This window comes from Anaerobacillus sp. 63XJN7_5_ISO-PGPR-S23-430, assembly GCF_056173695.1.
Genome location: NZ_CM149686.1, coordinates 3,235,331 through 3,247,498, shown reverse-complemented (window position 1 = coordinate 3,247,498; position 12,168 = coordinate 3,235,331). Strand labels below are relative to the sequence as shown.

General features: G+C 39.4%; 8 protein-coding genes. 6 read left to right on the top strand and 2 right to left on the bottom strand.

The genetic code is table 11. The features are described 5' to 3' along the window. Nucleotides 1-118 precede the first annotated feature (118 nt). Complete coding sequence (locus tag AC0VYJ_RS16970) at nucleotides 119-1,687, bottom strand: high affinity choline transporter 1 (protein WP_194219616.1); 1,569 nt, start codon at nucleotides 1,685-1,687, stop codon at nucleotides 119-121. A gap of 740 nt (nucleotides 1,688-2,427) precedes the next feature. Between AC0VYJ_RS16970 and AC0VYJ_RS16965 the strand changes: the two genes are divergently transcribed. Next, a complete protein-coding gene (locus tag AC0VYJ_RS16965) occupies nucleotides 2,428-3,021 on the top strand; it encodes a TetR/AcrR family transcriptional regulator (RefSeq protein ID WP_475365698.1) in 594 nt (197 codons plus the stop codon). A 280-nt stretch (nucleotides 3,022-3,301) separates the two neighbouring features. Here the strand turns inward: AC0VYJ_RS16965 and AC0VYJ_RS16960 are convergent, their stop codons facing one another. Next, entirely contained in the window at nucleotides 3,302-4,663 is a 1,362-nt protein-coding gene (locus tag AC0VYJ_RS16960) for a trypsin-like peptidase domain-containing protein (RefSeq protein WP_475365697.1), read from the bottom strand. A gap of 292 nt (nucleotides 4,664-4,955) precedes the next feature. Here AC0VYJ_RS16960 and AC0VYJ_RS16955 point away from each other — a divergent pair, with 292 nt between their 5' ends. The 5 genes from AC0VYJ_RS16955 (at nucleotide 4,956) to AC0VYJ_RS16935 (ending at nucleotide 12,093) form a co-directional block, all read left to right on the top strand. Further along, a complete protein-coding gene (locus tag AC0VYJ_RS16955) occupies nucleotides 4,956-5,825 on the top strand; it encodes an alpha/beta fold hydrolase (protein WP_475365696.1) in 870 nt (289 codons plus the stop codon). A 379-nt stretch (nucleotides 5,826-6,204) separates the two neighbouring features. Next, nucleotides 6,205-7,161: an ABC transporter permease gene (locus tag AC0VYJ_RS16950; protein WP_394176328.1), complete on the top strand. Its 957-nt coding sequence runs from the start codon at nucleotides 6,205-6,207 to the stop codon at nucleotides 7,159-7,161. Between the two features lie 13 nt (nucleotides 7,162-7,174). Continuing rightward, nucleotides 7,175-8,092, top strand: coding sequence for a carbohydrate ABC transporter permease (locus AC0VYJ_RS16945; protein ID WP_475365695.1), 918 nt, complete (start codon nucleotides 7,175-7,177; stop codon nucleotides 8,090-8,092). 105 nt (nucleotides 8,093-8,197) lie between these two features. Continuing rightward, nucleotides 8,198-9,796: an ABC transporter substrate-binding protein gene (locus AC0VYJ_RS16940; RefSeq protein WP_475365694.1), complete on the top strand. Its 1,599-nt coding sequence runs from the start codon at nucleotides 8,198-8,200 to the stop codon at nucleotides 9,794-9,796. A gap of 80 nt (nucleotides 9,797-9,876) precedes the next feature. Beyond that, entirely contained in the window at nucleotides 9,877-12,093 is a 2,217-nt protein-coding gene (locus tag AC0VYJ_RS16935; RefSeq protein WP_475365693.1) for a LamG-like jellyroll fold domain-containing protein, read from the top strand. The last annotated feature ends 75 nt before the right edge of the window (nucleotides 12,094-12,168 follow it).

Genomic DNA, 12,168 nt, shown 5'->3' with positions numbered 1-12,168 from the left:
GCTTACTTCATTAAAGTTAATGAAGTAAGCCGTTTGCTACTTAATGTACTATCCTATATCAAGATTATGAATGACGATTGAGTCGATATAAATCATAACCGTCATCTGACTCTAAGACCTATGAAGCAATCTTCTCATTACCGTTCTCTCTCTCTTCTGGCATCAAGAGAGGTTTAGGTGGACACATTTTCTTGGTCATTTTAGATACAACGATAATCGTTACTAAGCCTGCAACCATTGCAAGTGTTCGAAATGGGAACAGTACCACACCATCTTCGATCATAGGATATGGCAGGAAGACTGGGAGTCCAATGATTGGTTCTCCGCCACCTATTCGAAGTATGAAAGAAACGATTAAACCTGCAATCGAACCATATTTATTCGCATCTTTAAAGAATAAAGCGGTTGTTAATTGAGGGAATAAAATAACATAAACAAGGTCTGCAGCAAGATACCATAAAGCGTAAACACTTTGAACATTTAGTGCAATGATGGTGGCTGCAATTCCAACCAGGATGATCGAGCGCTTAATCATTTTTTTAAGTTGATCGCTTGATGCATTAGGTTTGAAAAGTGGTCGATACACATTCCAAGCTGCCATGGAAGATGCTGAAAGAATGGAAGAATCCATTGATGACATTACGGCTGCGGCAAGAGCTCCCAATCCAATTGCGCCGATAATATCAGGCGTTAAATATTGTAAGACAAAAGGAAGGATCATAGATGGATTATCAGGTGCGTTTACACCGAGACTTGCCCAATCTGTATCCAATCCGATAGCACCGATAATAACGGCCGGTATCGCTGCAATAATACAGATAAACCCTGCTATGATTGAAAGCCACATGGCAGTGTTCTCCGACTTAGCTGAAAGAACGCGTTGGAAATAGACCTGCCATGGTATACCACCGAATATAAGTAGCAAAGCAAAGTCCCACCAATTCCAATAATAGTTCCCCCACTCAGGATCTTTCCACCCGTCTAATGGAGGGAAGAGACTTGCATAGCTCCCCATATCTGATTGATAGTGGTTCCAAACCGAACTTAATCCGCCTACTTCTGACAGGGCAAATGGAAGTACTAAGAACAGTCCTATCATGACAGCGAGCATTTGAAAAACATCTGTAAATGCTACTGACCACATGCCTCCTACGACAGTATACGCAACTGCAATAATAGCTGATAGAATAATAGATGTTTGAAAGTCTAATCCTAGAATCGTTCCAAAAGTTGTTCCTAAAGCTGTTAAGATCGCACCACTCCAAAAAACTTCACCTAATAGAGCGGGGAGATATAAGACACCAGCAACTTTTTTTCCGAATCGCTGTTCAAGTGGATCAATCATTGTCATAAATTCGTATCGACGCATTTTTCTAGCATAGAAGATACCACCGATAATTAAACTTAGCGCATAACCCCACGGGGCCTGAGCCCATGCTAAACCAAGTGAATATGTTGATTCTGCTGTACCAGATATGTAACCGCCGCCAACCCAGGTTGCGGCCATTGTAAACATTGAAATCCATAGTGGTAAAGAGCGTTTCGCTACCATCATATCTGATGCAGATTCAGATTTACCACTAGCCATGAATGCCCCAATATAATAGATTACTCCGTAAAATACTAACATAGCAATAAATGATCCCCAGTTAATATTAGAACTAGTCGTTCCTAAATAAATAAACATCACCAATATGGCTGCTACAAATGTACCGATTTTTAGTAGATTTCCTTTTTTTTCACTCAAATACCTTCACCTCAAGAAAATTTTAAGTCAAAACCTTTTTTAAGCTTCGATTCAAATCGTATTCGCTCCCCGCTTTCTTTTTACTTTCTTCTTTAATATTGATTTTTTACTTCTCAAACTTAAGGGAGTTGTTCCGTTGCTTTATCATTTACTTCCTTCACTTTCCAGTTTCCCCTTCCATTCAAAATTAATTATGTTAAATATTTTCTTAACGTATTTAATAATAAATATTACATGATTAGATTTCCTTGTCAAATGTACACAAATATAGAAGGTGGCTAATTTCACTTCATTTTCCTAATAGAATGGTCAACCAGCTTAGTGGATATATGCGTTTGATTTCCTCGACGGATTCACCTTCCTGACCATCTTATTCATTCTTATTCTCCATACTGAAAACCTAGTTTTAGAAGAAGCATTTGAACCCTTTTGACAGATAAAACCTTAAATGATAGCATTTAAGGTTGTTGGAAGTGTTAAGAAAATATTTAACAAAGTAAATTTTAATTCTGATAAGGAATTTTTTTCTGTTGGCTCGAGAGCACAGTGAGTAGTGGAAATAGGGCTAGTGATGAAGCAATTCATGAAAGTTACATCTTATATATGAAAGAGAAGATAATAGGGGTAAATGATGCTACAAATGAGCTTATAAGTCTGAAATATGTAAGGAGGGATCGTAAATGCCATCTACCAAGTCGCCTATGAGTGAACGTATAGAACGAGCAGCTCTGCCCATGTTTGCGAGAAAAGGTTTTGAAGGAACATCATTGAGCAAAATTGCTAAAAGTGTCGGGATTAAAAAACCTTCCTTATATGCTCATTTTGATAGTAAGGAAGATCTATTTCTTGCTATCCTCCAAAAAGTGAATCGAGATTATCGGGATTTTTTAGAACTGCAAGTACATAATTATCGCAACATGACCACGGATCGGCAGTTATATTGCTTGTTGAAAGACCATTCAACTTATCTTGAAAGTGAAGATCTTGGACTTCTATTTAAGAGGTTCATGCTTTTCCCACCACTAGTATTAAAAGATACACTTAATGAACAATTTATTAAATCAGAGGAAGCACTAAGGGATGTATTGATTGCTATCGTAAAAGAAGGGAAGCAAAAAGGAGACATTCAGGCGGAACAAGATGAGGTAATCGATGCTTATATATGCCTCCTTGATGGCACGTTTGAACAGCTTTTTTATTATTCGAAAGTGGAACATGAGGAGCGTCTTCAAAACGCCTGGCGAATTTTCTGGAGAGGAATTCAAGGGTGTTAGAAATTATTTACTAGGAGAACGGTTCAAAATCAATTAAGAGGTTGCTTGTCTCTATATGCTTAGAGAGAAAAGAAACTTTAACATTTGCTGGTTTAATGACTAAGTAAATAATAATAAATAGCCGACGAATTAAAAATGTTCTTATGAAACCGATCGGTCTATAAATTAGTCCGATCGGTTTCTCTATTCCCTGTCAGGTATGCATTTCTCGGGCGATTAATGGAGGGGTAAGCAAGACGAGAAAAAAGTAGAAGTGTGGCGCAACTCACCCCTCATCAATTCATTGATATATCTCAATATACTTAATCTTATAATCCCCATATTCATCTGTCACAACATAATAGTCCTTGGTTCGTTCATACATGCTCCATTCCCCAGCCGCATTCATAAAATCAAAAACTTCATAGGTGCTAACGATCGCTTGATCAGTCTGCATGTCAATATTGGTTACATCATTTAACGTGAATTTAAAGACCATTCCCTGACCGCTTATCTCGTCAAGGTAGTTAGCCATTTCATAATATGCCTGACTGTCATACAAAAGCTGGTCTTCAATATAACCAAAGTCTTCATCTCGCAATGCCGTTTCATAGTTCCCTCTAAAATTGATGATGAAGTTAGCGAGGCTTGCTTCATCATATGGAACATCGTACGTGTCTTCTTCCTCTTCTGCATATTCATCATACACTGAAGCCTCATTGTAGTAGTTAAAGGTGCTGGCGACTTCATTTTCATCCATTGGCGATTGCGACCAGTTCGTTAAGAGATCCGTCATTGTGTATATTGGGATTGAGAAGGCGATGGATTCATCGCTCGTTAACAGGGCGGAGTTAATGCCGATCACTTTTCCTGTCTTTCCATCTAACAATGGACCTCCGCTGCTTCCGGGTGAAACTTGGGCATCGATTTGATAGACGTTTTCGTATTGAAATTCGGATTCAAATGAACGGTCAAGCCCGGTGAGATATCCGATTGATGCTGTGTTTTCTAACCCTTGGGGGCTTCCAAGTGCGATTACTTCTGTTCCAACTTCTGATTCTTTCATTTCCATCTCCAAAGGAGAAGTACCTTTTAAATTCTGTACTTCAATTAGAGCGACATCATACTGATTAGAGATGCCAATCACCTTGCCATTCATTTCTCGTCCATCCTGATCACGCAAGGTGACATCAATATAGCCTGCCACCACATGAGCATTGGTTACAACTGCTCCATTATCCTGAAACAAGAAGCCAGACCCGAGACTATCCTCCGTTAAAATGGTATACACTTTTGTTTGTGCTTCACGTATGATTTCTTTCTTATCTTTTTCTGTGGATGTTTGAGGGGAAGGAACTTTCTTTTCTGTCGTGCTTTTTTTCTGAGTAACGTTTGGTGATGTGGTTGCACTTGCTTCTTTTTCATCTTCTTCTAGTTTCGTAGACTCAGCGATTTTTTCGACTGGGGTTTGAATCGTTTCTTTCGTTCGTTCTTTATCAAGAACGAAAGCGTAAATAAAGACACCGCTCATTAATAAAAAGGTAAGGATGATACCGGTCAACCACCATCGGTTTCTCTGCTGATATCTCGTATAAGAGTGGCCACACTGGCTGCAAAACCGAGCATTCTCTATGTTTTTCGTCCCGCACTTTGGACAAAACATAATCATCTCCTCCTTCATATTCTTTGTTGATTATTATACCTCAATTAAAAGTATGAGAGGGGTCAAAAATAGAATATATAGGAAGTAAGGTAGTTATAGCGAAAGAGACCGATGATCCTTTGAATTTGTACTCCCTCTGTTTAGTAGGAATTTAATCACACTTTTATCCCTCTCTTATTAGGTTATATTTCCTATTTATCCAGAAAACGAGACATCCTAATTGCGCATCAAATAGAAGAGGAGTAAAGTGTCTCGATGTTAGAAGTCTTTATAAGAAAGGGTGGATGAAATGATGAAAGATGGCTTTGTGAAAGTGAATGATGTCAACCTTCATTACGTAACAGAAGGAGAAGGCGAACTGATGCTGTTTCTCCATGGTTTCCCTTATTTCTGGTACAACTGGCATCATCAAATGGAAGAGTTTTCGAAGGATTACCGCGTCGTTGCTGTTGATATGAGAGGGTACAACGTATCTGACAAACCTGAAGGGGTTTCTTCATATGATATGTCCATTTTAGTCGAGGATGTAAAACAGTTGATTGAAGCGTTTGGGGAGAAGGACTGCGTTTTAGTCGCCCATGACTGGGGCGGAGCGGTAGCTTGGACGTTAGCTTACACCTCTCCTGAATATGTGAACAAACTAATCATGTTCGATGCGCCTCACCCGTATACATTTAGACGAGAGCTAGCAGAGAACCCAGGGCAGAGAGAAGATAGTAGTTATATGGCATTTTTCCAGCGACCTGATTCTCATGAAGCGCTTGTAGAAAATAATGCAGAGCGATTAAGAAAGATGATGACGATTCCTGGAAAGAAAAAAGGTTATTTAACCGAAGAGGATGAGGAGAAATACATAGAGGCGTGGACACAGCCGGATGCGATGAAGTCAATGCTTAACTATTACCGGGCTATTTCATTCTATCCGTTCGAAGAGCACGTACAAAAGCCATTGGAACTTCCGTATCAAATGTTTGATTCGCCAACGTTAATCATTTGGGGTGATGCAGATCCCGCTTTTGAAAACAGCAATCTGGATGGGTTAGAAGAGTATGTTAGTGATCTTACGATTCACCGAATGGAAGGCGTAAGCCATGCCCCGCATCACGAGAAACCGGAAGTAGTTAACCACTATATGCGCGACTTTTTAAAAGGTAAGAAATGATGAAGAAGGCTGTCCCTGATAAGGGGCAGCCTTTTTTGCTACTCTATTAAATTAATGAAACCAAATAAACGAATTAGTATTTAAAAACATTTTTTCGATATTAAAGATCATTAATTACAGACAGTAAAACAGAGCGTGGGACTCTACTCACCTCAAACCCAAATACCGAAAAACCATTTATTTAAATTTTCTAAAATCAGTTGACACCATTTTAGAAACCGCTTACAATAATATTAATCAAAGCTTCTACGTAAACGATTAAATGAGTCGTTCTTCTTCGATAATGAACCAATTAAGTGAATAATCAAGGAACATTCATTTTTTTTATTACAAAAAGTAATCGATTACGTAAACGATTAATTATAGGTGAGGAGAGATTATGGAGACGAAACTTAGAGCGTTACCTAGAAGAAATGTCCGTAGTGTCCCAAAGGTCAACAGCTCCTGGAAAAAGGTTTTACATAACTATGAATTGTACTTATTTCTACTTCCTACGTTAATTTACTTCATTGTCTTCCACTATGTCCCTATGTATGGTGTCCTCATTGCGTTTCAAGATTATATGCCCACATTGGGGGTTTCAGGAAGTCCCTGGGTTGGTTTTGAGCACTTTGAACGTTTCTTCAATTCCTTTCAGTTCTGGACTCTGTTAGAGAACACCCTCGAGCTCAGTGTGCTGCAATTATTATTTGGCTTTCCGTTACCGATCATGGTTGCTCTTCTTTTAAATCAGTTAAGAAATCAGCGTTACAAAAAATTCGTTCAAACTGTTATCTATGCTCCTCACTTTATTTCGGTCGTTGTTCTTGTAGGTATGGTGTATGTTTTCTTCTCACCGAACGGTTTAATAAACAATTTCCTCATGATTTTTGGTGCCGAACCTGTTCATTTTATGTCACAGGCAGGTTGGTTTAAACCACTCTACATTTCTTCAGGCTTGTGGCAGGAGACAGGGTGGGCAGCGATCATTTATCTTGCTGCGTTAGCTGGTGTTAGTCCAGAAGTTCATGAAGCAGCGATTATGGATGGAGCTAATAAATGGCAGAGGATCCTTCATGTCGATATTCCAGCGATTTTGCCTACCGCGATGATTTTATTAGTTCTATCGGTAGGAAATCTAATGAACATCGGATTTGAGAAAGCGTATTTAATGCAAACTCCGTTGAATGTCTCAGCAGGAGAGATTATCCCAACTTATGTGTATAAAGTAGGTTTACAGAGTGCTCAGTACAGTTTTGCGGCAGCGGTTGGATTGTTTAACGCAGTGATTAACTTTATCTTATTGTGGGCAGTTAATAGGGCTGCCAAGAAATTATCCGGTTCAGGGCTATGGTAAGGGGGAGTAAGTTATGACTCAATTTGTGATGAATCGCTCGAAGTTATGGTCAAGAAAATCGAAAGAGGATAAGATATTTGATCTCATTAACTTCCTCTTTCTTACGTCACTCTCACTCGTCGTTTTGTACCCGCTGTATTTTATTATCATCGCTTCGATTAGTAACCCTGATAGCGTCTACAATGGCGATGTATGGTTTTGGCCTCAGGGAATCACCTTTGAAGGATATGAACGGATCTTTCAGGATAATCGGATTTGGACAGGTTATAAAAATACGGTGCTGTACACCGTCGTTGGAACATTAGTGAATGTTACGTTAACTCTGATGGCGGCTTATGCGCTCTCGAGAAAAGATTTAGTAGGTAGAAATTTCTTCATGATTCTGTTTGTTTTCACCATGTTTTTCTCAGGGGGATTAATCCCAACTTATTTAGTCGTTAAAAACCTTGGTATGGTAGATACGATGTGGGCCCTCATTATTCCAAAGGCGGTTGCGGTTTGGAACCTGATTGTGGCAAGAACGTTCTTTCAGTCGACGATTCCAGATGAATTGTTAGAATCAGCAAAAATGGATGGTTGCTCAAATACGAAATTCTTCTTAAAGATCGTGTTACCACTATCGAAACCGATTATCGCTGTAATGGTATTGTTTTATGCCGTTACACATTGGAACTCGTTCTTTGATGCTTTAATTTATTTAAATAATGAAGACAAATATCCGTTACAGCTAATCTTAAGATCAATCCTTATTCAAAATGAAGCTTCTGCCAGTATGGTTGGCGATGTTGAATCGTTTGCTGCTCAGCAAAGAATTGCTGATTTAATCAAATATGGTGTCATTATTGTTGCTGCTATACCGCTGTTAATTCTATATCCTTTCATACAGAAGTATTTCGTAAAGGGAGCTTTAATTGGAAGTATTAAAGGTTAACCATTTGCTTTACTTCATTATTAGGAGGTGGATCGCGGGTCAAATGGCTTTACTGAAGTTGCTTGTGATTGCCGTAAATTAAAACCATTCGGGGGGAATTTAGTGATGGGTAAACGAAAAAGTTGGTCTTTTCCGTTCATATGTTTATTACTCTGTTTCATTCTTGTATTAAGTGCTTGCTCTTCTAAAGATAGTAGTTCTGATGGTAAGGCCGAATCGGCTGATTTCAATGAAGAAGGGCTTCCGATTGTAGATGATCAAGTAACCCTTGAATTTGTATCACCAAAAGCACCGCTCGCACCGAAATACGACGAGATGGAAATTTTCAATACGTTAGAAGATATGACGAATGTGAAAATTGAATGGAGTAATATTCCGGATGATGGTTATGAAGAAAAGAAAAACTTGATGCTTGCAAGCGGTGACTTGCCTGACGCTTTTTATTCAGCGAAATTTACGGATCTGGACATTGTGAAGTATGGACAGAATGGCACGCTCATTCCACTAGAGGATTTAATTGAAGAGCATGCCCCTAATATTCAAAAATTGTTTGAGAAGAGGCCTGAACTTAAGAGCATGGTAACCGCTCCTGACGGACATATTTATACACTGCCTCGTGCAGAAGAAGCTGGTCTTGGAGCTGTACCGAACTTTATGACGATTAATAAATCCTGGTTAGACGAGTTAGGATTGGAAATGCCAACGACTCTTGACGAGTATCACGATGTTCTAGTTGCTTTCAAAGAGAAAGATCCAAATGGAAATGGTAAGCAGGATGAGGTTCCGTTAAGTTTTATGTTCAACTTCTGGACTGGAAACTTCGGCGATATGTTTGCAGCATTTAATATGCCAGATAACGTTGATCATCGCATTGTAAGAGATGGAGAAGTTATCTATACAGCTGTTCAACCGGAATATAAAGAAGCCATAGACTATTATCATCAGTGGATGGAAGAAGGCTTGATTGATAAAGAATCATTTACTCAAGATGTCTCTCAGTACTTTGCTAAAGGGAAAAACGAAAAATATGGTTCTTATATTTGGTGGGAATCGGAAGAAGTAGTCGGTCCAGAATTGAAAGATGATTATGTCCTCTTACCACCGCTTGAAGGTCCGAATGGAGATCAAGTTGTTGGGCGATCCAACTACTCAGACTACTCTCGTGGAGAGTTTGCGATCACTTCCGCAAATGCAAATCCAGAAATCACGATGCGTTGGGTAGATCAGTTATATGAAACACAAATGTCAGCTCAAATTAACTGGGGGCCAATTGGTACAATTTTTGAAGAAAAGGATGGAAAACTCGTATTGAAAGAACAACCCGATGATGTGGTGATGGGTGAATTAAGACAAAAGGTAGCACCAAATGGACCAGTAGCAATTTTGAAAGAAGACTTTGAGGAATCTGTTGAAATGGAACCGCGTGCAAAACAGCGTTTGGAAGATTTGAATTCGATCTATGCGCCTTATCTTGAAGACGAGAATTACCCGCAAATCTTCTTTAGTCCTGATGAACTAGATGAAATTAACCGTCTAGAAGTAGATATTAAAGAATTTACGAATCAGAAGAAAGCTCAGTGGCTAATGGAAGGCGGCGTAAACGAGGAGTGGGATAGCTACAATAAACAGCTTGAAGACATGGGTCTAAGTCGCTTAATGGAAATCTACCAAGATGGATTGGATCGCTTTAAAAAGAATCAGTAGAAAATAGAATAGGCATGATGAAGAAAGTTAGAACATGATTGAGATGTTCTAACTTTCTTTACAAACTGGGAGTGTTAAATATGTTGAATGTTGAGTTGGAAAAATCACTGATAGCTTATTGGGGATTCTCTGAAGGACAAGGGAAGCACGTCCATGACGGCTCTCGTAAAAATCCTATTCACTATGTGTTTAATGATCGTTCCGATTCACCTGTTCATGAACCTCAGTGGCGAAAAGGAATCAACAACCACGCACTTTTATTTGATGGCTATTCAACATGGGTTGAAAGTAAAGAAGGGGTCCCTACAATTGAACAAGCGTTTACCATTGAGGCATGGCTAGCCCCACGTTCATTCGGCGGGATTGAGGATGAACGGTTAACAGGTATTGTTAATCAACATAACAGAAAGATGAATCGAGGGTTTATCCTTGGTGTTCATCGCCATGGGAAATGGTCATTACAACTTGGTGTAGAAGATGAGTGGATCGAAGTTTGGGCAGATAATTGTCCATTACCAAAGTTGAAGTGGTCTCATCTTGCAGCAAGCTTTAACGGTAAAGAAGGGCGTATTCAATTGTATCTTAATGGTGAAAAAGTCGCTGAGAAAACAATCGCTCAAAACGTTTCTATGACGGTGAGTCATGATGCGCTCTTGATAGGTAAAAGCAATGATGCGCTTACGATTGAAAGCGTGTTTTCATTGAATATGTTCAGTGGTTTAATCGATGATATTAAGATTTATAATCGAGCATTAAATGACTCGGAAATAAAAACGAGCTTCACTAACTATCTATTACCTTATAAAGGAGAGATTCCACACCTACCTTATGAAGAAATTGCGATCGATCGAAACATTTATGATCATGACCCATTCCGACCTAAGTTTCATTTAACACCACCGGGTCACTGGATGAATGAACCACATGCGCCACTTTATTTCAAAGGGAAATACCATCTGTTTTATCAGCATAATCCACAGGGCCCTTATTGGGGTAACATCCAGTGGGGACATTGGGTGAGTGATGATCTCGTGTATTGGCGCGATTTACCTATTGCCATTGAAACGGAAGCGGATGATTTAGCTCCGGACGGGATTTGGTCAGGAAACGCCGCTTATGATGAAGATGGATTACCCGTTTTGTACTTTACAGCAGGTCATTCATCAAAGAAGCCAAATCAGATGACAGGTCTTGCAAGAAGTACGTTTAGGGAAGATCAAGATATCGATTTAAAGAAATGGAGAAAGCATCCCGTTCCCGTAACGGTTCAGCCTAAAGGATTGGGCTTGCATCATGATGGGTTTCGAGATCCTTTTGTATGGAAAGAAGAAGACCTCTGGTACCAAATTGTTGGGACTGGTATAGAGGGGGTGTGTGGAGCAGCCATTATATTTACTTCTGATAACTTAGTAGATTGGGAATGTAAAGGCCTTCTATATGATGATAAGGATCAAGAGTTTCCTTTCCTAGGTGAAGTGTGGGAACTGCCGATTTTACTTCCGCTTGGCGAGGGAAAGCATCTATTTATTATTAGTCCTGTTGGAAGAAATGCTGATGTAGAAGTGTTTTATTGGATTGGGACATGGGATAAACAGGGTTATCGCTTTATACCAGATCAGAAAGAACCGCAGCTCATTGATGTAGGCGATTTTCATTTCACAGGACCAAGTGCCATGATTGATCCAAAAACCGGTCGTTTGCTTTTGTTTACAATCGCCCAGGGAAGGCGTTCGCTTAAAGCTGAATATGAAGCAGGATGGGCACATAATGGAGGTCTTCCTCTGCAACTATGGTTACGAGACGATGGAAGATTAGGCGTTAAACCGATCGAAGAATTAATAAAGCTTCGCAAGAAAAAACTTGTTTCATTAGAGAATCAATCTGTTGAAGAGAGCAATGATATCTTAGCTAATGTGAAAGGAAATATGCTTGAAATCTGTGTTGAATTTCAAGATGCGGTTGCGAGTGAATATGGTGTAAAGGTTTTAAAGTCTGATCGTGGGAATGTCGAAACGCTCCTATACTATAACCGTCAAGAAGAGACGTTGAATGTTAAAAAGAAAACAAATGATTCAAACCTGGTCCAATCTCAAGGTGGGGAACTTCTACTAAATGGAGAACAGTTAAAGCTTCATATTTACGTCGATTGTTCCATCATAGAGTGCTATGCCAATGAATTAAAAAGTATAACGACGAGAGCATACCCTGAGATTGAAGCACTAGGTATAGCGGTGTGGGCGAATGATCACATAAAAGTGAAGTCGATGGAAGTTTGGGAGATGGGGCCTGGATTTTAAGACTTTTTGTCCTTGAGTCATATTGATGAAAGCTAGTCACCTTAGTTGCCCGAATGGATAAGTCACTTATTTTGA

Excerpts from the sequence above, each read along its gene's own strand:
- AC0VYJ_RS16970 (WP_194219616.1), bottom strand. The coding sequence starts at position 1,687 with ATGTTTATTTATTTAGGAACGACTAGTTCTAATATTAACTGGGGATCA.
- AC0VYJ_RS16965 (WP_475365698.1), top strand. The coding sequence starts at position 2,428 with ATGCCATCTACCAAGTCGCCTATGAGTGAACGTATAGAACGAGCAGCT.
- AC0VYJ_RS16960 (WP_475365697.1), bottom strand. The coding sequence starts at position 4,663 with ATGTTTTGTCCAAAGTGCGGGACGAAAAACATAGAGAATGCTCGGTTT.
- AC0VYJ_RS16955 (WP_475365696.1), top strand. The coding sequence starts at position 4,956 with ATGAAAGATGGCTTTGTGAAAGTGAATGATGTCAACCTTCATTACGTA.
- AC0VYJ_RS16950 (WP_394176328.1), top strand. The coding sequence starts at position 6,205 with ATGGAGACGAAACTTAGAGCGTTACCTAGAAGAAATGTCCGTAGTGTC.
- AC0VYJ_RS16945 (WP_475365695.1), top strand. The coding sequence starts at position 7,175 with ATGACTCAATTTGTGATGAATCGCTCGAAGTTATGGTCAAGAAAATCG.
- AC0VYJ_RS16940 (WP_475365694.1), top strand. The coding sequence starts at position 8,198 with ATGGGTAAACGAAAAAGTTGGTCTTTTCCGTTCATATGTTTATTACTC.
- AC0VYJ_RS16935 (WP_475365693.1), top strand. The coding sequence starts at position 9,877 with ATGTTGAATGTTGAGTTGGAAAAATCACTGATAGCTTATTGGGGATTC.